The sequence below is a fragment of the Enterobacter cloacae complex sp. P18RS genome, from assembly GCF_014982105.1.
GTDB lineage: Bacteria > Pseudomonadota > Gammaproteobacteria > Enterobacterales > Enterobacteriaceae > Enterobacter > Enterobacter hormaechei_C.
This window is the reverse complement of record NZ_JADCKV010000017.1, coordinates 222,603-244,759: the sequence shown is the minus strand read 5'-3', so window position 1 is coordinate 244,759 and position 22,157 is coordinate 222,603. Positions and strand designations below refer to the sequence as shown.

The following is a 22,157-nucleotide window of genomic DNA, read 5'->3' as shown; positions in this document are numbered from 1 at the left end:
TCAGAGATAGAGCTGATGTCCGTCTGTGCTTTTTCCGTTACGCACCACCCCGTCAGTAGCTGAACAGGAGGGACAGCTGATAGAAACAGAAGCCACTGGAGCACCTCAAAAACACCATCATACACTAAATCATTAAGTTGGCAGCATCACCGATTTTTTAAACATATAAAATACCATCAATGAAGTGATTAAGAAGTTATAGAGTAACAGAGAATTAATAAGATTCTTTTCTCTGAGACGCCAGAATATTTGTTCTGGCGTCTGATTTTGAGTTTATTTGACTAATGAAAATAGATCATTGAGTGATTCGCTCATCGACGGATGAGTAAATATCTGATCGCGTAATATGCTATAAGGCAGCCCGGCATCCATCACCATTTTCACTATATTGATCATCTCGTGGGAGTCAATACACAGCAGTGATGCCCCTAATATACGTTGGGTTTTATTATCAACAATCGCTTTTAATACCCCACGGGTATCGTTCATCACTCTGGCGCGCGGAATTGCAGCTACAGGCAATGTCACCACCTGAATATCAGCACCACTCTCTCTGGCTTGTTCTTCTGTCATACCAACCCTGGACAGGGGCGGTGTCATAAATACGGAATAAGGCACATTTTTCCGATCATCAGTACTACGTTTGCCTTCACCCAGTAACTCATCACGTACAATGCGGTAATCATCCAGTGATATGTAAGTAAATTGCAGCCCGCCGGTAACATCTCCCATCGCCCAAATATTGTCTGCGGTGGTATGTAATCGCTTGTCAACGACAATTGCCCCGCGCTCGTTTACTGCGATACCGGCATTTTCTGGATGTAACGAAGCGGTAGCCGGTTGACGACCGGAAGCTATTAACAGTGCATCCACCGCCAGTTGGGCGTGCTCGCTATGCACTTGCACTTGATTTTCATGGTGACTGATTCGCTCCACATGGGCATTGAGGATAATATCGACGCCCTGATCGCGTAAAATCGTCGCGATATTATCAGCAATATCCCGATCTTCCCGAGGCAAAAACAGCGAAGCTGCCTCTAAAATGGTTACTTTGCTGCCAAAATTAGCGAACATAGAGGCGAACTCAACGCCAATATATCCGCCGCCCAAAATACCTAAATGCCCAGGCAATTCTTTTAGATTAAGTAATCCGGTGCTGTCATATACACCAGGCGTGGTGGTAATTCCAGGAATTGGCGGAACCACGGCTTGTGCACCGGTATTAATAAAAATTTTCTCGCCATGAATCTCCAAATTTCCCTCAGGCCGATGAACACGCAGGCTATGATTATTGATAAACTCCGCCTGGCCGTCGATCACGTCGATATTGGGCATATCCGCAAGATTATGAAAATTCTTATTACGTAAAAAATTAACCACTTCATTTTTACGCTGTATGGCACGGACAAAATCTGTGTGCTGCTGTGCGTCATGAACCAATGTTTTGGTTGGGATACAGCCGATATTAATACAGGTCCCGCCATACATTGCATTTGATTGTTCGATGAGAGCCACACGCCAACCTGCTTTTGCCAGCGTGACGGCTAATGTTTTTCCAGCCTTGCCAAAACCAATAATAACTGCCTGATATTTATTCATGATGATTTCCTGTCGAAACGCGTTCATTTGACATCATGACTATAGACGCAAAAGGTGATGCTGCCAACTTACTGATTTAGTGTATGATGGTGTTTTTGAGGTGCTCCAGTGGCTTCTGTTTGGCTTTGTTGAATAAATCGAACTTTTGCTGAGTTGAAGGATCAGATCACGCATCTTCCCGACAACGCAGACCGTTCCGTGGCAAAGCAAAAGTTCAAAATCACCAACTGGCCCACCTACAATAAAGCCCTCATCAACCGTGGCTCCATAACTTTCTGGCTGGATGATGAAGCTATTCAGGCCTGGTATGAGTCGGCAGCGCCTTCTTCACGAGGCAGACCTCAGCGCTATTCTAACCTTGCCATCACGACTGTGCTGGTCATTAAACGCGTATTCAGGCTGACCCTGCGCGCTGCGCAGGGCTTTATTGATTCCATTTTTTCTCTGATGAACGTTCCGCTACGCTGCCCGGATTACAGCTGTGTCAGCAGGCGGGCAAAGTCGGTTAATGTCAGTTTCAAAACGCCCACCCGGGGTGAAATCGCACACCTGGTAATTGATTCCACCGGGCTGAAGGTCTTCGGTGAAGGCGAGTGGAAAGTCAAAAAGCATGGCCAGGAACGCCGCCGTATCTGGCGTAAGCTGCATCTCGCCGTTGACAGTAAAACACATGAAATCATCTGCGCTGACCTGTCGCTGAACAACGTTACGGACTCAGAGGCCTTCCCCGGGTTAATCCGGCAAACCCACCGGAAAATCAGGTCAGCCGCCGCCGATGGCGCTTACGATACCCGGCTATGTCACGATGAACTGCGGCGTAAGAAAATCAGCGCGCTTATCCCTCCCCGAAAAGGTGCGGGTTACTGTCCCGGTGAATATGCAGACCGTAACCGTGCAGTGGCTAATCAGCGAATGACCGGGAGTAATGCGCGGTGGAAATGGACAACAGATTACAACCGTCGCTCGATAGCGGAAACGGCGATGTACCGGGTAAAACAGCTGTTCGGGGGTTCACTGACGCTGCGTGACTACGATGGTCAGGTTGCGGAGGCTATGGCCCTGGTACGAGCGCTGAACAAAATGACGAAAGCAGGTATGCCTGAAAGCGTGCGTATTGCCTGAAAACACAACCCGCTACGGGGGAGACTTACCCGAAATCTGATTTATTCAACAAAGCCATTCACTGGATGTGGAAGAGAATATCATATCACTATGTTGCAACTGCCATAAACAAATTCATCTTGGCAAGGGGTTTGAAGATATGTTGAGGAAAATATATGCCGAGCGGAAAGATGTATTAAAAAAAGCGGGAATCGAGATATTATTAGAGGATTTGATTCTTTTTTACAAGATGGAAGGTAATTAATCTTCGAGAAGATGCATGCTTATTTTTATTTTTTAGCAATGAATGTGAAATACTGCCTGACTATCAATCCTGTCATGTGGTTCAGATTTATGGGGGAGGATTTTAATATTTTACCAGCATGGCATGTCGATCAATCGGTTAAGTATAGCGCCAGGTAACCAGACGGATTTTCCCTCTCAGGCGGGAGTCGTTATCCATCGTCCAGTACCTGATTAAAAGTAGGAGTAATTACAAGAAAATTAAATTGTATGACTATTATTTCCGTTCAGAAAAGAAAGTTACATTAAAAACCCGAAATTATTCGGGTTTTTAATTAGTTAAGTGCTATATATTTTCGTGTCCGGGGGTACCCTAAGAGGGTGCGCAAGACAACACTCCAGTGTTCATTATTTATGACTGTCAAGCCATTTATTCATCTGCTCAATTTCACCTTTTTGAGCTTTAATGATGTCCTGCGCAAGCTTTCTCATTTCGGGATCTTTTCCGTATTTGAGCTCGGTCTCAGCCATTGCGATTGCCCCTTCATGGTGTGCGATCATACCTTTTGCAAAGGCCTTATCGGGATTGGATTCATTAACGGCGGCCATCATTTTTTCATGCATATTTTTCATGCCAGCCATATATTCCTGTGATGATGCCGATGAGTGCATATCTGACATTTTCATTTCCGAATGTTCAGCAGAAATGGCTGGCAGGGATAACATTAATATTACAAAAAGGGTGTTTTTGATTTTCATATAATAATTCCTTTCAGACAGGTACCGGTTAAGTGTAGCTGAGTCAGACAAAAAAGCCCTCTGACGGGGGGCAAAAATGTAGCAACGTTGTTTCAGGAAAATCTATCAGGGAAAAGGTAACAGCACGGATACTACCGTCGCATTCAGCCTGCATTGATCATGCGGCGGTGCGCTTCGGCCATGGCCTGATGTGGGCCGGATTGCCCGTTATTCATGAATTCATGGGCAACCGCTGCTCTTTCATGCTCATTCATCGCCGCGTAAGACGTTGACGGGACGGTCGTGGATACCGTGTTATTTCCCATCATCTTCTGATGACTTTCCACCATTTTCTGGTGCGCATCCGCCGAGCCGTTCGTCATGGTCTCATGAGCAATAATGGCCTGTTCATGCTGGTCCATACCGGTCATACGAGGAGCAGTCCCCTGGATCCCGACAGGAGCCGCAGCAGACTGCATCTGGTGAGCAGGAGCCTGTGCATTGTTGACGCGATCATGGATATTCACGGTTTCAGTGGCCCAGGCCGATGAAATTAAACCAAAGCCCAGCAAAGATGCTAATACGATATTTTTCATGATAACTCTCCATTTCTGAATTAGTGATGTCCGGGGAAGTACAACCGGTGTTTTCAGTTCCATAACTGAAACAAGTTCGGCAGCGTTTATTTCTCCGGAAGAGGGCTGGATATTCATTTCCTGGCGTACTCTGACGCCGGGTATTGATGAAGCAATCCAGCCTTCCTGATAAGTTGCACTAATTATATCGAATGGCTTCTGTTTGCTGCATGACAGGCTAATGACATCTTTGTCATTTACATCTTTATTTTCAGCATTGGGTTTCCGGGATCATTTTCTCCAGTCTGGGCACGGATAAGATAAAACGCGTGGAGCGTACGTCTGATTCCACCTGCACTCTTCCGTGATGTGCTTCCACGATTGACTTCACAATCGCAAGGCCGATGCCGCTGCCTTCTCCTTTTCGTTGTCTGGATGGATCCACCCGATAAAAACGGTCAAACAGCCTTGATAAATGTTCTTCAGGGATCGGTTTCCCCGGATTTTCAATCACAAGGTCAAAAAAGCTCTCCTGCTCTCTTATTGAGACGGTGATTGCCTGTCCCTCCGGGGTATAACGCAGGGCATTGGATAACAGATTATTGATCGCCCTTCTGAACATTTGTGGATCTCCCTCAACCAGGCAGGGCATCCCGTTAAATTTGAGCGTGATATTGCGTTCTTCGGCCCAGGCTTCGAAAAACTCGAAGACTTTCATGACTTCCGCTCTGAGGTCAAACATGACCCTGTCAGGTATCAGCTGATTATTATCTGCCTGTGCCAGGAACAGCATATCGCTGACCATTTTGGTCATCCGGTTATACTCTTCAAGACTGGAATAGAGGACATCCTCAAGTTCCCTCTGTGTTCGATCCTGACTCAGTGCGATTTCAGTCTGCGTCACCAGATTGGTGATGGGCGTTCTGATCTCATGCGCGATATCGGCAGAGAAATTGGCCTGGCGGGTAAAGACATCCTCAATCTTTCCAATCATATGATTGAACGAGATAACCAGTTGCTCCAGCTCAATGGGAACGCGTGTCGGTTCCAGTCGCGCATCAAGATTCTCGGAGGTGATGTTTTTAATGGCATTGCTGACATTACGAAGGGGCAGGTGCCCCTGACGGACAGCGATTCGAATGATCAGAACAATCAACAGGCTTATCACGACGGCAATCGCAATCAGGTTCTTTTTCAGCGCATCGAGGTAATGGAGATGGAAATTAATGGATAGGCCAGTCAGCATGACATAGTTCTGCTGTTTGCCCTGAAATATCGCCTGACCAGAGGAGGCGATAATCCTGTATGTTTCCATCTTCATTTCGGACCCGGTATCCATCGGTCCCGCAGGATCCTCCACCGTCCAGAGAAAGACATCCCGTGCGCGGCTGTGCTCGCTAAAATCTGCTGAATTCACTGCCGGGCGTAGTGCCGCCCCCTGAGCTGAGCTAAAGAGCACTTCACCCCTGGGATTGAGGAGCAAAAGGGCAACGTTGCGGTAGTTGGCAATTGATTCCTTTATTTTGCTTATTTTTTTATCATCCGGATCCACCGGGGACTGCAGTATACGGTTCAGTGTGGTGCTGATTTGTTGAAGATCGCTGACATCCTGCTCGGCAAAATGATTTTCAACAGAATGCAGCATAAACCAGGTGAAGGCGATAAAAGCCAGTATCGTGGACAGGCTGATAAAAAAGGTCAGCCGCAGAGCGAGTGAGAAAGGGCGTCTGGAAGGTTTGCTATGCATCCGGGACCTCCAGCATGTAGCCCACGCCCCGGACTGTCTGGATCAGCTTTGTCCCGTAATCGTTGTCTATTTTAGCGCGGAGTCGCTTTACTGCGACATCGATCGCATTAGTGTCGCTGTCAAAATTCATGTCCCAGACCTGAGAGGCAATCAGGGAGCGGGGAAGAACCTCTCCCTGATGGCGAATGAAGAATTCCAGCAGGCTGAACTCTTTACTGGTGAGCACAATGCGGTTTCCGGCGCGACTGACTTTTCTGGATACGAGATCAATCGAGAGGTCAGCCACCTTAAACTGGCTTTCCGTGATCATCGTGTTTCCCCGCCTCAGAAGGGTTCTCACCCGGGCGAGCAGTTCGGCAAACGCAAAGGGTTTAACCAGATAATCGTCCGCACCCAGTTCCAGTCCTTTGACCCTATGTTCGATCGTGCCGAGGGCTGTCAGCAGTAAGACCGGCATACCCTTTCCGGCAGTGCGCAGCATGCGGATGATATCCCAGCCGTTCACATCAGGTAGCATGATATCCAGAATGACTAAATCATACTCGGCTGTCATGGCGAGATGATATCCGGTAAGACCATTATCAGCGTGATCCACTACGAACCCTGCCTCTGTAAGCCCTTTGCTGAGATATTCACCTGTTTTAATTTCGTCTTCGACGATCAATATTTTCATCTTGCTCCCCGGCTGGCTGCTAATGTCATTCTATTGCGCCCACGATCGTTATCAACGGATTACAGCAAAAATGACAACATTGTCATTATCCTGTCACTCGGCAAACAGAGAGCGTTAGGTAAAGTACCCCTATCAATACTCTGGACTTCATTTGAACCATTTACCAGGTCTGCCTGGACGAGAAGCGTTATGTTCAAATTAAAATTACTCAGCATTAGCACGATATTCATCCTGGCAGGCTGCGTGTCGCTTGCGCCTGAATATCAGCGGCCCGCAGCACCGGTACCCCAGCAGTTTTCACTGTCCCATAACAGCCTGACGCCAGCGGTAAATGGCTATCAGGATACGGGCTGGCGTAACTTTTTTGTCGATCCCCAGGTTACCCGGTTGATCGGTGAAGCTCTGACTAATAACCGTGATTTGAGAATGGCTGCCCTGAAGGTTGAAGAGGCCCGAGCCCAGTTCAACGTCACGGATGCAGATCGTTATCCCCAGCTGAATGCCTCATCCGGGATAACATACAGCGGTGGTCTGAAAGGTGACAAGCCGACCACACAGGAGTACGACGCGAGACTGGAGCTCAGCTATGAGCTCGATTTTTTCGGCAAACTTAAGAACATGAGTGATGCTGACCGCCAGAACTACTTTGCCAGCGAAGAAGCCCGTCGGGCCGTACACATCCTGCTGGTCTCCAACGTTTCACAGAGCTATTTCAGCCAGCAACTGGCGTACGAACAACTCCGTATTGCGCGGGAAACGCTGAAAAATTATGAACAGTCCTATGCTTTCGTTGAGCAACAGCTCGTGACCGGGAGTACGAACGTTCTGGCACTTGAACAGGCGAGAGGACAAATCGAAAGTACCCGCGCCGAAATAGCCAAACGAGAAGGCGATCTGGCTCAGGCAAACAATGCCCTGCAACTGGTGCTGGGAACGTACCGCGCACTTCCGTCAGAAAAAGGGATGAAAGGCGGGGAGATCGCACCAGTAAAATTGCCACCAAATCTATCTTCACAAATTTTACTGCAGCGACCGGATATTATGGAAGCGGAATATCAGCTGAAAGCGGCTGATGCCAATATTGGCGCAGCGCGAGCGGCCTTTTTCCCCTCCATTACCCTGACCAGTGGTCTTTCCGCAAGCAGTACGGAGCTGTCAAGCCTGTTTACGTCAGGAAGTGGAATGTGGAATTTTATCCCTAAAATTGAAATTCCTATTTTTAATGCTGGCAGGAATAAAGCCAATCTGAAGCTGGCTGAAATTCGCCAGCAACAATCGGTGGTTAATTACGAACAAAAAATTCAGTCAGCCTTTAAGGATGTTTCCGACACGCTTGCGCTGCGCGACAGCCTTAGCCAGCAACTTGAGTCACAGCAGCGTTATCTTGATTCACTTCAGATAACTCTCCAGCGTGCCAGAGGATTATATGCAAGTGGTGCTGTCAGTTACATCGAAGTGCTGGATGCAGAACGTTCCCTCTTCGCTACGCAGCAAACCATTCTCGATCTTACCTATTCCCGACAGGTTAACGAAATTAATCTGTTTACCGCGCTGGGTGGCGGTTGGGTAGAGTAAATTTATTTAATTAATCAGGAAATTAAAAATGCGTAATTCACTTAAAGCCGTTTTATTTGGTGCCTTCTCTGTCATGTTTTCTGCCGGTCTTCATGCTGAAACACATCAGCATGGCGATATGAATGCTGCCAGTGATGCTTCGGTACAGCAGGTTATCAAGGGCACCGGTGTCGTTAAAGACATTGATATGAATAGTAAAAAGATTACCATTTCGCACGAAGCAATCCCTGCTGTGGGCTGGCCTGCAATGACCATGCGCTTCACTTTTGTTAATGCAGACGACGCTATCAATGCCCTGAAAACCGGCAACCATGTCGATTTCTCGTTTATTCAGCAGGGCAATATCTCCTTACTCAAAAGCATTAACGTTACGCAATCCTGATTATCAGTCCGGAGCGAATACATCCAGTGCGCCTGAACATTCATTAAGGGATTACTGTGAATGAATGATCGGGCGCATATGCCAGGTGTTTTGATTTTTCAGCGAGAAATTGTATGGCTTCTTTAAAGATAAAATATGCTGCAATAATTATCAGCAGCCTCATAGCAGGAGGGCTGATATCGGTTACTGCCTGGCAGTATGTAAACTCATCACAAAAAACAGTACAAACCGAACAAAAGGCACCGGAGCGAAAGGTACTTTTCTGGTATGACCCGATGAAACCGGATACCAAATTTGATAAACCCGGAAAATCGCCCTTTATGGATATGGACCTGGTGCCAAAATATGCTGATGAAAGCGGCGATAAAAGCAGTGGCGGGATCCGTATCGATCCAACGCAGGTTCAGAATCTGGGATTAAAAACGCAAAAAGTCACGCGAGGAATGCTGAATTATTCTCAGACAATCCCGGCTAATGTCAGTTACAACGAGTATCAGTTTGTCATTGTGCAGGCGCGCTCTGACGGTTTCGTCGAAAAAGTGTATCCCCTGACGATTGGCGATCATGTGAAGAAAGGCACTCCGCTTATAGATATCACCATTCCTGAATGGGTTGAGGCACAAAGTGAGTTCCTGCTGTTATCCGGTACAGGCGGTACGTCAACCCAGATAAAAGGGGTTCTGGAGCGACTTCGTCTGGCTGGTATGCCGGAAGAGGATATTCAAAGGCTGCGTTCAACCCGCACAATCCAGACCCGTTTTACCATTAAAGCACCTATTGATGGTGTCATTACTGCGTTTGACCTGCGCACCGGCATGAATATTTCGAAAGATAAAGTAGTGGCTCAGATTCAGGGGATGGACCCGGTCTGGATCAGCGCTGCAGTGCCAGAATCTATCGCATATCTGCTGAAAGATACGTCGCAGTTTGAAATTTCGGTACCGGCTTATCCGGATAAAACATTCCATGTCGAAAAATGGAACATTCTTCCCAGCGTGGATCAGACAACCCGTACGCTTCAGGTCCGTCTCCAGGTTTCTAATAAGGATGAGTTTCTCAAGCCGGGCATGAATGCCTATCTGAAACTGAATACCAAGAGCCAGGAGATGCTGCTGATACCAAGCCAGGCCGTTATCGATACCGGCAAAGAACAGCGCGTGATTACTGTTGATGATGAAGGCAAGTTTGTGCCGAAACAGATCCACGTTCTGCATGAATCACAGCAACAGTCCGGCATCGGTTCCGGCCTGAATGAAGGCGATACCGTGGTGGTCAGTGGCCTGTTCCTCATTGACTCCGAAGCCAATATTACGGGCGCGCTGGAACGTATGCGCCACCCTGAAAAAACAGAAAGCAGTATGCCAGCAATGTCTGACCAGCCTGTAAATATGCATTCAGGGCACTGAGGAGACGACGATGATTGAATGGATTATCCGGCGCTCTGTCGCCAACCGTTTCCTGGTCATGATGGGGGCCCTGTTTCTCAGCATCTGGGGTACATGGACGATTATTAACACGCCGGTCGATGCCTTGCCTGACCTGTCAGATGTGCAGGTCATTATCAAAACCAGCTATCCCGGCCAGGCCCCGCAGATTGTAGAAAACCAGGTCACCTATCCACTTACCACCACCATGCTGTCCGTACCTGGCGCAAAAACCGTGCGTGGTTTTTCACAGTTCGGGGATTCGTATGTGTATGTCATTTTTGAAGACGGCACCGATCTGTACTGGGCCCGTTCCCGCGTGCTGGAATATCTGAATCAGGTTCAGGGAAAACTGCCTGCCGGTGTGAGTTCTGAAATCGGTCCTGATGCCACGGGTGTGGGCTGGATTTTTGAATATGCCCTTGTCGATCGCAACGGAAAACACGACCTTTCAGAACTGCGCTCTCTGCAGGACTGGTTCCTGAAATTTGAGCTGAAAACCATCCCGAACGTGGCTGAGGTCGCTTCGGTTGGCGGCGTGGTGAAACAGTACCAGATTCAGGTCAATCCGGTAAAACTGTCCCAGTACGGTATCAGCCTGCCCGAAGTGAAACAGGCACTTGAATCGTCTAACCAGGAGGCCGGTGGCTCATCCGTTGAAATGGCCGAAGCGGAGTATATGGTCCGTGCCAGCGGTTATCTTCAGAGCATTGATGATTTTAATAACATCGTCCTGAAAACAGGTGAGAACGGCGTGCCGGTTTATCTGCGGGATGTTGCCCGCGTGCAGACCGGGCCCGAAATGAGGCGTGGTATTGCCGAGCTGAACGGCCAGGGAGAAGTCGCTGGCGGCGTGGTGATCCTGCGGTCGGGTAAAAATGCGCGCGACGTTATCACGGCAGTGAGGGATAAACTGGAGACGCTGAAGGCCAGCCTGCCGGAAGGCGTTGAAATCGTGACCACCTACGATCGCAGCCAGTTAATCGACCGGGCGATTGATAACCTCAGTTCCAAACTTCTGGAAGAGTTTATCGTGGTGGCCATCGTCTGTGCTCTGTTCCTGTGGCACGTACGTTCTGCCCTGGTGGCGATTATCTCTCTGCCGCTTGGCCTGTGTATCGCCTTTATCGTCATGCACTTCCAGGGACTGAACGCCAATATCATGTCGCTGGGAGGGATAGCGATTGCCGTCGGTGCGATGGTGGATGCCGCCATTGTGATGATTGAAAATGCGCACAAACGGCTTGAGGAGTGGGATCATCAGCATCCGGGTGAGCAGATTGACAACGCCACCCGCTGGAAGGTGATTACCGACGCCTCCGTGGAAGTGGGACCCGCGTTGTTCATTAGCCTGCTGATCATCACCCTGTCCTTTATTCCTATCTTTACCCTGGAAGGGCAGGAAGGTCGTCTGTTTGGCCCGCTGGCATTCACGAAAACGTACTCCATGGCGGGAGCGGCCGCACTGGCCATCATCGTCATTCCTATTCTGATGGGATTCTGGATCCGGGGGAAAATTCCTGCCGAGACCAGTAACCCCCTGAACCGGGTGCTGATCAAAGCGTATCATCCTTTGCTGCTGCGGGTCCTCCACTGGCCAAAAACAACCCTGCTGGTTGCGGCCTTGTCCATTTTCACGGTTATCTGGCCACTGAGTCAGGTGGGCGGTGAATTTCTGCCGAAGATTAACGAGGGCGATCTGCTGTATATGCCGTCGACCTTGCCTGGCGTCTCTCCGGCAGAAGCTGCAGCGCTCCTGCAGACAACAGACAAGTTAATCAAAAGCGTTCCTGAAGTGGCTTCTGTATTTGGCAAGACCGGTAAAGCAGAGACCGCAACGGATTCCGCGCCGCTCGAAATGGTGGAAACCACGATCCAGCTCAAACCTGAGGATCAGTGGCGTCCCGGCATGACAATTGACAAGATTATTGATGAACTCGACAGGACAGTCCGTTTACCGGGTCTGGCAAACCTCTGGGTGCCGCCTATCCGTAACCGTATTGATATGCTCTCAACCGGGATCAAAAGCCCGATAGGTATCAAAGTGTCCGGGACTGTTCTGTCCGATATCGACGCGACGGCGCAGAGTATCGAGGCGGTAGCCAAAACCGTGCCTGGCGTGGTGTCTGTCCTGGCTGAGCGACTTGAGGGCGGGCGCTACATCGATATCGATATCAACCGGGAGAAAGCCTCCCGCTACGGGATGACGGTAGGTGATGTCCAGCTGTTCGTCTCTTCAGCAATCGGAGGTGCTATGGTGGGTGAGACGGTTGAAGGGGTGGCCCGGTACCCTATTAACATTCGCTACCCGCAGGATTACCGGAACAGTCCGCAGGCGCTGAAACAGATGCCGATCCTGACCCCGATGAAGCAGCAGATCACGCTGGGCGATGTCGCGGATATTAACGTCGTTTCTGGACCAACCATGCTGAAAACCGAAAATGCCCGGCCAGCCAGCTGGATTTATGTTGATGCCCGCGGCAGGGACATGGTGTCGGTGGTTAACGACATTAAGACGGCCATCAGCGAGAAAGTGAAACTGAGACCGGGAACCAGTGTGGCATTCTCCGGACAGTTTGAACTGCTTGAGCATGCCAACAAGAAACTGAAGCTGATGGTGCCGATGACGGTGATGATCATTTTCATCCTGTTGTATCTGGCATTCCGCCGGGTTGACGAAGCCCTGCTGATCCTGATGAGCCTGCCGTTCGCCCTGGTTGGCGGAATATGGTTCCTGTACTGGCAGGGCTTCCATATGTCAGTGGCGACCGGAACCGGGTTTATCGCCCTGGCCGGGGTGGCAGCAGAGTTTGGCGTGGTCATGCTGATGTATCTGCGTCATGCCATTGAAGCGCACCCGGAATTGTCCCGTAAAGAGACGTTCACACCGGAAGGTCTTGATGAAGCCCTCTATCATGGTGCCGTACTGCGTGTCCGGCCGAAAGCCATGACCGTGGCGGTGATCATTGCGGGTCTGCTGCCAATACTCTGGGGAACCGGCGCAGGTTCAGAAGTCATGAGCCGTATTGCGGCACCCATGATTGGTGGGATGATCACGGCTCCGCTGCTGTCCCTGTTCATTATTCCTGCCGCCTACAAATTAATCTGGCTGCGCAGACATAAAAAAAGCGTGTCCTGAACCTGAAAGGGCACCCCCTGTGGGTGTCCTTCTTTACTGATTCACCCTGACGTCAGGGTTTATATCGATAATATACAGAGGTGAGTATGAAAAAAGTGGTTCTAATGGCGCTGGCTCTCGGCCTTTCACTACCCGCGATGGCGAGTGAAAAAGTGATTGATATGTACAAATCTGAAAACTGTGGCTGTTGTTCCCTGTGGGGCAAAGCGATGGAAAAAGACGGGTTTGAAGTACGAACTCACGTCATGAATGATCAGGCGCTGTCAGCCCTGAAAGAAAAGCATGCTATTCCTGCAGGACTACGAAGTTGTCATACCGCGGTTGCCGGTAATTTGATCATTGAAGGCCATGTGCCTGCGACAACGATACATAAGGCAATGCAGTCTGGTTCGGGTATATACGGTCTCGCCACCCCCGGTATGCCAGCAGGAAGTCCTGGAATGGAGATGGGAGCCCGAAAAGAGGCTTACGATGTTATCGCATTCTCACCGGATGGAAGTAAAAAAGTCTTCCAGCGAATCGAATAGTCAGCGGAACGGCTGATAACGGGACGCCGGTAGCAGGCACTCCTGTGCCGGCGATATTCGTGGTAATCGCATCCATGACATACCCTGAAGACAGAAGATGCTTCGGTATGCATAAGGAGAGTTACTGTGAAAAATGACAATGCAGTGCAACACAACAACCAGACTGCTTCTGAGCAGACATTATCCCCGGACGAGGGCCACGTATTGCATAAGGTGAGAGATCCCGTGTGCGGGATGGCCATCCTGCCCGACAGGGCGCACAGCAGCATTCGATACCAGGACCACCAACTTTATTTCTGCTCCGCCAGCTGTGAGAGTAAATTTAAAGCCCATCCCGATCGTTATCTTACCGAAGATGCCAGTGAACATTCCCATCACCATCACCACGATCATCACGAAGTCAGCCCTGATCAGATAAAACAGCCTCACAACCAGGCGGAAAAAGAGAATTCTGAAGGTGTGTGGACATGTCCGATGCACCCGGAGATACGCCGCAGTGGTCCCGGAAGCTGTCCTGTCTGTGGAATGGCACTGGAGCCGCTCGTAGCTACGGCATCCACGGGGCCGAGTGATGAACTTCACGACATGACAAGACGCTTCTGGCTGGGGTTGTTGCTGGCGTTTCCGGTTCTGGTACTCGAAATGGGATCTCATCTGTTTCCCGACTTGAGGAATACAGTACCGCCACAGTACAACACATGGCTGCAGTTGCTTCTGGCCTCCCCTGTCGTGTTGTGGTGTGGCTGGCCATTCTTCGCCCGGGCCGGAATGTCGTTACGTAACCGCTCCCTGAATATGTTTACCCTTGTTGCAATGGGGACCGGCGTAGCCTGGGTTTACAGCGTCATTGCAACCGTCTTCCCCTCCTGGTTTCCTGCATCGTTCAGAAACATGGATGGCCTGGTGGCCGTTTATTTTGAAGCCGCAGCAGTTATTACGGTGCTTGTTCTGCTGGGACAGGTTCTTGAGCTGCGGGCACGGGAACAAACCTCAGGCGCCATTACTGCGCTTCTGAACCTTGCCCCCAAAACCGCCAGACGGCTGGATCATGACGGTCATGAAACGGATATTAATGCGGAAGATGTCCTGCCTGGCGATAAGCTCCGCATCAGACCTGGAGAGAGTATTCCGGTCGACGGTATCGTGGTCGAAGGCAAAACAACCGTTGATGAATCGATGGTGACCGGGGAATCTATGCCTGTTACCAAAACGGAGGGTGACCCTGTCATCGGGGGGACCATTAATCAGACAGGTAGTCTTATCATCCGTGCAGAGAAAGTCGGTGATGAAACGATGCTCTCACGAATTGTTCAGATGGTCGCTGATGCACAGCGTTCGCGGGCCCCCATCCAGAGAATGGCTGACAGCGTTTCAGGCTGGTTTGTTCCTCTGGTGATACTTATCGCGGTTGTTGCTTTCATGATCTGGTCTGTCTGGGGGCCCGAGCCCAGGATGGCGCACGGTCTCATTGCGGCTGTGTCGGTCCTGATTATTGCCTGTCCCTGCGCGCTGGGGCTGGCCACGCCGATGTCGATAATGGTGGGGGTGGGCAAAGGAGCCCAGGCCGGGGTGTTAATCAAGAATGCCGAAGCCCTTGAGCGTCTTGAAAAAGTGGACACGCTGGTTGTCGACAAAACAGGCACGCTCACGGAAGGTTCGCCGACGGTGACAGGGATTATCAGTCTCAATCCGGGTGGGGAAACATCTCTTTTGCGTGTAACGGCCGCAGTGGAAAAAGGCTCGCAGCATCCGCTGGGTATGGCAGTAGTTAAAGCAGCACAGGAAAAGGGGATCGCAATACCCGCAGTCACTCATTTCAATGCGCCGTCGGGTAAAGGTGTCTCAGGCGATGTCGAAGGTCAACGGGTTGTTATTGGTAATGAACTGGCTATGCAGGAAAACAGTATCGTTATTGATAATCAAAAGGCCGTTGCGGATACGTTGCGGATGGAAGGTGCTACCGTTATCTATGTGGCCACAGACGGGCACCTTGCAGGCCTGATAGCTATCTCGGATCCCGTGAAAGCAACCACGCCGGATGCGCTTAAAGCTTTGCGTCAGGCGGGGATCCGCATCGTTATGCTCACCGGGGATAACCAGCTTACCGCTGAAGCAGTCGCACGGAAACTGGGAATAGATGAGGTTGAAGCCGGGATTCTGCCGGATGGCAAAAAAGCAGCGATAACCCGACTGAAAGCGTCTGGCCATGTGGTTGCGATGGCCGGAGACGGTGTGAATGATGCCCCGGCGCTGGCAGCGGCTGACGTGGGAATAGCCATGGGAACGGGTACAGATGTGGCAATTGAAAGTGCCGGAGTCACCCTTCTCAAAGGCGACTTGATGATACTGAACAGGGCCCGTCATCTGTCAGAAATCACCATGAAAAATATCCGACAGAATCTGTTTTTTGCATTTATCTACAACGCACTTGGCGTGCCTGTGGCTGCAGGCCTGCTTTATCCTGTGTATGGAATACTGCTGTCGCCAGTTATTGCGGCGGCGGCCATGGCTCTTTCCTCCGTCAGCGTCATTGTGAATGCGTTGCGTCTGAAAAGTGTCAGGCTCGGGAAATAACACTGAGTGAAGGGGCTGTTACGAACAGAAGGAGTCCAGTATGAAAAGTACCACCTATGCGCTTATTGCTGTCGCCGCGATCGCGGCATTTGCCCTCCTGCGCGAACACTGGTCACATGTGGCAGGTTACTGGCCATATCTGTTATTGCTGGTCTGCCCGCTAATGCATCTTTTCCACGGCCACGGAGGGCATGGAGATCATCAACATCAAGGAAGTGAAAACGATAAAAAAAATTAATCCGGCAGACGGGGCCGCGTCGCGGCCCCGTTATCAGTCCAGGTATCGTTCGTAGTCTCTGGCATGCGCAAAGGCATGCTGTTCAAGTTTGTTATCAGCGGGTGCCGCTGCCCGGAACGCCAGTGAGTTAACAGGATTGTTATTGATGACCAGCTCGTAATGCAGATGAGGACCGGATGAACGTCCGCTGTTACCGGATAACGCAATAGCGCCTCCCCGGGTAACCCTGGCCCCTTTAGTAACGAGTATTTTATTGAGGTGGAGATAGCGAGTTTTAACACCGGCTTTTCCTGTTACTTCAACAAAATATCCCATGGTGCTGTTGTATTCGGCCCGGGTGATTTTTCCGTCGATGACGCTGACTATTTTCGTGTTCATGGGCATGGAATAATCAATGCCATTATGGGGACTCACTTTTCCCGATACCGGGTTAAGTCTTGCAGGATTGAAAGGCGAACTGAGTCTTGCTGTGGCCGGTAACGGATAATCGAGACTGCCTTTCCCGGAAGTATCGGAAAGGTTATAGAACTTTTTATCTGATATACGATACGCCGTGTAATTAAATGAACCGGACGTAAATTTATAGGCCACGACACGTGATTTTCCCGCTTTCTTTTGCAGTACGAGTTTTAATGATTCATTTTTTTTCAAATGCCGCAGATTAAACCGGGAAGGCAAGGAGCGCTGAAGAGTAGCGATCTCGTTCGATTCCAGCCCCGAGCGGGTGGCTGAAAGGTAGGCATTTTCTTTTACGACATCGGTAGAATACATTTACTGGAATTCGCCGTTAGCATGAACACTGCGGCGTATGCTAGGGGTTTTCAGGAGGCGTGTCATCTGTCAGTTAATCGGGAGCACCGTTGATGGTCGTCATTTTTGTAACATATCTTGTTTCCCGTTTGCTCCTGAAGCTCTGGGAACTGTATGACCAGCCCGACGGTGATGATTAACGGGACTGAAACAGGTTACGGCAGAGCAATATGGGGCTCATGTCCTGCTACGTAACCCGTCAGTAAAGCCCTGCTGCGCACCTGATGCTAAGCACTAACCCGCCTGCAGTTACCTGGTCGAATACAGCCCGCGAAGCTTTCTTGCCTGCGTCTGATGTGCTTCCGCACCGGCATTATTGACCTGCTCATGCACGAGAGCGGCTTTTTCTCCGGCATTCAGTTCGTTAAAAGAAGAAGACGAGGTCTTTGAATTTGCATCACTGCCGGACAGCATTTTTTTATGTTCCTCAATCATTTTCTGATGCACATAGGACGCGCTGTTGTTCATAAATGAATGAGCAACAATGGCCCTTTCATGTTCATTCATTTCAGAGAATGAGGGCGTGTTGTTTTTATTAACCCTGTCCGGTAAGTTTTCATGCGTCGAGGAGTTCACATGACTGACGGCTGAGGCATTATTAACAAATCGATGTGCTTCATGGGCAATATCACTGGACTGAGCAAAAGCTGCCCCACAAAATAAAGCTGTAAACGCAGTGGTCGTGATTAATATATTCATGTGTAATTACCTTCTGAGGTACATAAAAGATGTCCTTATGATCATATATAAAAAAATCAACCTGTGGGGAAGATGACGTAAATGTAATACAGCCACGTACATTACACGATTGTAATGAATTTGTTTCTTAAGGTGTGCTAGATTCATTTCATTGTAAGTGGATGAACCAGTAATTTAATTTAAATCGGTTCTCGAATTCTGTCAGTAACCATACTTTAAATAAGGGAATGCGCATGCTGTTGAAAACGTCTCGACGAACTTTCCTGAAGGGGTTAACCCTCTCTGGCGTAGCCGGAAGTCTTGGCGTATGGAGTTTCAATGCGCGTTCCAGTCTGAGCCTGCCAGTTGCCGCATCCCTGCAGGGTACTCAGTTTGACCTGACCATTGGTGAAACGGCCGTCAATATCACGGGCAGTGAGCGTCAGGCCAAAACAATCAATGGAGGCCTGCCGGGGCCCGTTCTTCGCTGGAAAGAAGGTGACACCATTACCCTGAAGGTCAAAAACCGTCTTAATGAACAGACGTCCATTCACTGGCACGGCATTATTCTTCCGGCCAATATGGATGGTGTTCCGGGGCTGAGTTTTATGGGCATAGAGCCTGATGATACCTACGTTTACACCTTTAAGGTTAAGCAGAACGGGACTTACTGGTACCACAGCCATTCCGGTCTGCAGGAACAGGAGGGGGTATACGGTGCCATTATCATCGATGCCAGGGAGCCAGAACCGTTTGCTTACGATCGTGAGCATGTGGTCATGTTGTCTGACTGGACCGATGAAAATCCTCACAGCCTGCTGAAAAAATTAAAAAAACAGTCGGATTACTACAATTTCAATAAACCAACCGTTGGCTCTTTTTTCCGCGACGTGAATACCAGGGGGCTGTCAGCCACCATTGCCGATCGGAAAATGTGGGCTGAAATGAAAATGAATCCGACTGACCTCGCGGATGTCAGTGGCTACACCTACACCTATCTCATGAACGGGCAGGCCCCGCTGAAAAACTGGACCGGACTGTTCCGTCCCGGTGAAAAGATACGCTTACGGTTTATCAACGGCTCGGCAATGACCTATTTCGATATCCGTATCCCCGGGCTGAAAATGACGGTCGTGGCTGCAGATGGCCAGTATGTAAACCCGGTTACCGTTGACGAATTCAGGATTGCCGTTGCCGAAACCTATGATGTCATTGTGGAGCCTCAGGGTGAGGCCTATACCATCTTCGCACAATCCATGGACAGGACCGGTTACGCTCGAGGGACACTGGCCACGAGAGAGGGGTTAAGTGCTGCCGTTCCCCCCCTCGATCCCCGTCCTCTGTTGACCATGGAAGATATGGGTATGGGGGGAATGGGACATGATATGGCAGGAATGGACCACAGCCAGATGGGAGGCATGGATAACAGCGGAGAGATGATGTCTATGGACGGTGCTGACCTTCCGGATAGCGGGACATCCTCCGCGCCCATGGATCACAGCAGCATGGCCGGTATGGATCATTCCCGGATGAAGACCTTCCCGCATCCTGACTCACACAGCGATCGACCTTTTGTGTCCTGCCCTGGACCCGTCGGTTGCCGGAAGCGCCTTCATGCGAGGCATCTCCTCACCGATGCGCGTGACTCAAGAAGGGCCTGACGGCTTGTCTCGTTACTGTCCTGTCCGGGTTATCTGTCTGGAGATTCAACTCTGTTTCCTCACAGGAGCTCTGTCATGGTTGATAAAGTTACCGAAGCTGCCGTTGTGGGTGGCGTGGATACACATAAAGATTTGCACGTTGCCGCTGTCGTAGATCAGAACAATAAAGTCCTTGGGACTCAGTATTTCTCCACAACACGACAAGGTTACCGGCAGATGCTGGCATGGATGACCTCGTTTGGGACATTAAAGCGAATTGGTGTTGAGTGCACAGGTACCTATGGTTCCGGTTTGCTTCGTTATTTTCAGAACGCCGGGTTAGAAGTTCTTGAGGTGACTGCTCCAGACCGGATGGAGCGACGCAAACGGGGTAAAAGTGACACAATTGATGCTGAATGTGCCGCTCATGCAGCATTCTCAGGCATCAGGACAGTTACTCCCAAAACGCGTGATGGCATGATTGAGTCCCTGCGGGTATTAAAAACTTGCCGAAAAACAGCAATATCAGCCCGCAGAGTCGCTCTCCAGATTATCCATTCAAATATTATCTCTGCCCCGGATGAATTACGTGAACAGCTCAGAAATATGACGCGCATGCAGCTCATCAGGACCCTGGGTTCCTGGAGACCTGATGCCAGTGAATACCGCAATGTAACCAACGTTTATCGCATTTCATTAAAGTCCCTTGCCCGACGCTATCTCGAGTTACATGACGAAATCGCTGATCTGGATGTCATGATTGCGGCAATTGTCGACGAGTTGGCACCTGAGCTGATTAAACGTAATGCTATCGGATACGAAAGCGCTTCACAGTTGCTGATCACTGCCGGAGACAATCCTCAACGGTTAAGATCAGAATCAGGATTTGCGGCACTGTGTGGTGTCAGCCCGGTCCCCGTTTCTTCTGGAAAAACGAACCGTTACCGACTTAATCGTGGTGGAGATCGTGCTGCAAATAGTGCACTTCACATCATCGCCATCGGACGCTTACGAACTGACGCAAAAACAAAGGAATATGTCGCCAGGCGTGTAGCCGAAGGACATACAAAAATGGAAGCGATACGCTGTCTAAAGCGATATATCTCCCGCGAAGTTTACACGTTACTGCGCAATCAAAACAGGCGGATCAACAGTATCCCGATAACAGCTTGACTCTTAGAAGGGCGTCAGTAAGTTGGCACCCTTACCCTGTATAGGTACTCTCTGTTTTTCGTGGCCTGCCTCGCCCACGAATTTCGCCAGTCATGACTTTGCTCCTGCATTTTATTAACGGAAAAGAATAAGTGATTTTGCGCGGAGGCTTCAATCAGTTTATCCCCGGCGGTGACGAGGTGGCCACCTATGCCGACTGGACAGGGGACTGACTATTGCCATAACGCCATCGCAGGTTGCTTCAGTAAACCTGCTAATCCCGTACAATGGCGAATTCGCTATATCCGCTTCTCGCACTTAGCTGCCATAAATCGGCCAGGCAATCACAGGTCATTTCTGTCTCGCAAAGAAGGTGCCGTTTCTGCTTTGCGTTGACACCCCTAAATATTAGAATTAAAAGGAGAGAGTTACTGGAAAAAGGCAGCGGAGGCAGTGACAATCGTGGCTTGAAGCCACTACTCGATGGATGCGGACATGTAGTTGGCGTCATTCGACAAAACTAGCAAACTTCTAATAGTCACCATTTCTCCCGTCTGGCGGGAGTGCTGTCAAATGCCCCCCTCATCTCTGTGTGGGAAATGAAGGGTGAAGGGGAAATAGATGACAGCGTTATTTCTACGCCCAGAATACTGAATACCTTGTACAGACGATCAATACTGGCGCTAGCAGGGTTTGCTTCCAGGCGGGCATAGGTTTGCTGCGTTACGCCAAGCCTCTCAGACACATCTTTTTGCGTGAAGCCCTTGATTTTGCGAAACCCGATTAGCACAGGTCTGAGCTGGTTCAGCGTTTTTATCGGGAACTGATTATTCATAAGTGACCTGCCTCGCAGACTGAGTAGGGAGTACCGCCCTGTAATACAGCAGGTAAGGTGTATTTTGTGTTATACAGACTATAGGCTGTAAAACCTTTATTGAAAAGATGCTGATGTTCCAGGGGCATGCCGAGCATGGACGATTTTCTGCGGGGCGGTATTTCGCTACGGGGGAGATTGCGTTCGGGCAATGTACCGGTGTAAAAAACGTCAATTTTTCAAAACCGCTGTTATCGGGATAAGCTGAAAACTCCGAAGGCAGACACAGCCACGAATAATGTCAGACTTAAGCTCTGTAGCTGTCTTCTTTTGCCTGTAAATAACGTCTAGTTTGACTCTGATGAAGGCTGTACCAGGCAGAGAACATGTCACTCTCGGGGCCGGATGATAAAATGTGTTCAACTGGCTGGGCAGGGTAATAGCGAAGAACGTTCTCTGAAATTCGATTCAGCTCAGCGTAACGTGCGCTGTAGGTATGTATAATCCATTGCATCAATTTTGCATCCG

At 49.7% G+C, this 22,157-nt stretch carries 17 protein-coding genes and 3 pseudogenes; 11 read left to right on the top strand and 9 right to left on the bottom strand.

Translation table 11 applies throughout. The annotated features are described in order from the left end of the window. Together INF61_RS14665 and rclA are read right to left on the bottom strand one after the other, a co-directional pair. A pseudogene (locus tag INF61_RS14665) lies at positions 1-96 on the bottom strand (IS1 family transposase); the annotation flags it as partial. A gap of 177 nt (positions 97-273) precedes the next feature. Next, on the bottom strand, positions 274-1,599 hold the full coding sequence (gene rclA / locus INF61_RS14660) for a reactive chlorine resistance oxidoreductase RclA (protein WP_007896426.1): 1,326 nt from the start codon (positions 1,597-1,599) through the stop codon (positions 274-276). 153 nt (positions 1,600-1,752) lie between these two features. On the opposite strand from rclA, the gene INF61_RS14655 reads away from it, so the two are divergent. Continuing rightward, the gene (locus INF61_RS14655) at positions 1,753-2,721 is read left to right on the top strand and encodes an IS5-like element IS903B family transposase (RefSeq protein ID WP_021242128.1); all 969 of its coding nucleotides are present in this window, start codon (positions 1,753-1,755) and stop codon (positions 2,719-2,721) included. A gap of 55 nt (positions 2,722-2,776) precedes the next feature. Then, positions 2,777-2,965: pseudogene (locus INF61_RS22925) on the top strand (HNH endonuclease); the annotation flags it as partial. A gap of 386 nt (positions 2,966-3,351) precedes the next feature. Here the strand turns inward: INF61_RS22925 and INF61_RS14650 are convergent. The 4 genes from INF61_RS14650 to silR all read right to left on the bottom strand — a co-directional run bounded on the left by INF61_RS14650 (position 3,352) and on the right by silR (position 6,676). Further along, the gene (locus INF61_RS14650; RefSeq protein ID WP_000694953.1) at positions 3,352-3,702 is read right to left on the bottom strand and encodes a DUF305 domain-containing protein; all 351 of its coding nucleotides are present in this window, start codon (positions 3,700-3,702) and stop codon (positions 3,352-3,354) included. A 143-nt stretch (positions 3,703-3,845) separates the two neighbouring features. Continuing rightward, positions 3,846-4,277 (bottom strand): silver-binding protein SilE, encoded by a 432-nt coding sequence (gene silE / locus INF61_RS14645; protein WP_000790483.1) that lies wholly within the window; start codon positions 4,275-4,277, stop codon positions 3,846-3,848. 250 nt (positions 4,278-4,527) lie between these two features. Next, complete coding sequence (gene silS, locus INF61_RS14640) at positions 4,528-6,003, bottom strand: copper/silver sensor histidine kinase SilS (RefSeq protein ID WP_023295438.1); 1,476 nt, start codon at positions 6,001-6,003, stop codon at positions 4,528-4,530. Beyond that, on the bottom strand, positions 5,996-6,676 hold the full coding sequence (silR, locus tag INF61_RS14635) for a copper/silver response regulator transcription factor SilR (RefSeq protein WP_000697969.1): 681 nt from the start codon (positions 6,674-6,676) through the stop codon (positions 5,996-5,998). Before silR ends, silS begins: the two co-directional genes overlap by 8 nt. Before the next feature lie 189 nt (positions 6,677-6,865). Between silR and silC the strand changes: the two genes are divergently transcribed. From silC to INF61_RS14600, 7 genes are all read left to right on the top strand, one after another. Continuing rightward, the gene (silC, locus tag INF61_RS14630; RefSeq protein WP_000475503.1) at positions 6,866-8,251 is read left to right on the top strand and encodes a Cu(+)/Ag(+) efflux RND transporter outer membrane channel SilC; all 1,386 of its coding nucleotides are present in this window, start codon (positions 6,866-6,868) and stop codon (positions 8,249-8,251) included. 28 nt (positions 8,252-8,279) lie between these two features. Further along, positions 8,280-8,633 carry a cation efflux system protein CusF gene (gene cusF, locus INF61_RS14625; RefSeq protein ID WP_001246153.1) on the top strand — a complete coding sequence of 118 codons (354 nt, stop codon included), beginning with the start codon at positions 8,280-8,282 and terminating at the stop codon, positions 8,631-8,633. Between the two features lie 113 nt (positions 8,634-8,746). Beyond that, positions 8,747-10,039, top strand: a complete 1,293-nt coding sequence (silB, locus tag INF61_RS14620) for a Cu(+)/Ag(+) efflux RND transporter periplasmic adaptor subunit SilB (protein ID WP_004098959.1) — start codon at positions 8,747-8,749, stop codon at positions 10,037-10,039. A 10-nt stretch (positions 10,040-10,049) separates the two neighbouring features. Beyond that, positions 10,050-13,196: a Cu(+)/Ag(+) efflux RND transporter permease subunit SilA gene (gene silA / locus INF61_RS14615; protein WP_000574021.1), complete on the top strand. Its 3,147-nt coding sequence runs from the start codon at positions 10,050-10,052 to the stop codon at positions 13,194-13,196. Positions 13,197-13,282: 86 nt separating this feature from the next. Beyond that, a complete protein-coding gene (locus tag INF61_RS14610; protein WP_000758228.1) occupies positions 13,283-13,723 on the top strand; it encodes a DUF411 domain-containing protein in 441 nt (146 codons plus the stop codon). A 126-nt stretch (positions 13,724-13,849) separates the two neighbouring features. Further along, entirely contained in the window at positions 13,850-16,297 is a 2,448-nt protein-coding gene (gene silP / locus INF61_RS14605) for an Ag(+)-translocating P-type ATPase SilP (protein ID WP_023295437.1), read from the top strand. Between the two features lie 40 nt (positions 16,298-16,337). Next, complete coding sequence (locus INF61_RS14600) at positions 16,338-16,535, top strand: DUF2933 domain-containing protein (RefSeq protein ID WP_000843497.1); 198 nt, start codon at positions 16,338-16,340, stop codon at positions 16,533-16,535. A 33-nt stretch (positions 16,536-16,568) separates the two neighbouring features. Here the strand turns inward: INF61_RS14600 and INF61_RS14595 are convergent, their stop codons facing one another. Then, on the bottom strand, positions 16,569-17,306 hold the full coding sequence (locus INF61_RS14595) for a peptidoglycan DD-metalloendopeptidase family protein (protein WP_000287501.1): 738 nt from the start codon (positions 17,304-17,306) through the stop codon (positions 16,569-16,571). A 288-nt stretch (positions 17,307-17,594) separates the two neighbouring features. Then, positions 17,595-18,044, bottom strand: a complete 450-nt coding sequence (locus INF61_RS14590) for a hypothetical protein (protein WP_016151365.1) — start codon at positions 18,042-18,044, stop codon at positions 17,595-17,597. Between the two features lie 233 nt (positions 18,045-18,277). Between INF61_RS14590 and pcoA the strand changes: the two are divergent. Both pcoA and INF61_RS14580 read left to right on the top strand, forming a co-directional pair. Continuing rightward, a pseudogene (pcoA, locus tag INF61_RS14585) lies at positions 18,278-19,600 on the top strand (multicopper oxidase PcoA); the annotation flags it as partial. Positions 19,601-19,759: 159 nt separating this feature from the next. Beyond that, positions 19,760-20,836, top strand: coding sequence for an IS110 family transposase (locus INF61_RS14580; protein ID WP_000227969.1), 1,077 nt, complete (start codon positions 19,760-19,762; stop codon positions 20,834-20,836). Positions 20,837-21,353: 517 nt separating this feature from the next. On the opposite strand, the gene INF61_RS14575 is transcribed toward INF61_RS14580, so the two are convergent. Further along, positions 21,354-21,650: a helix-turn-helix transcriptional regulator gene (locus INF61_RS14575; protein WP_017384073.1), complete on the bottom strand. Its 297-nt coding sequence runs from the start codon at positions 21,648-21,650 to the stop codon at positions 21,354-21,356. Positions 21,651-22,157: the final 507 nt, after the last annotated feature.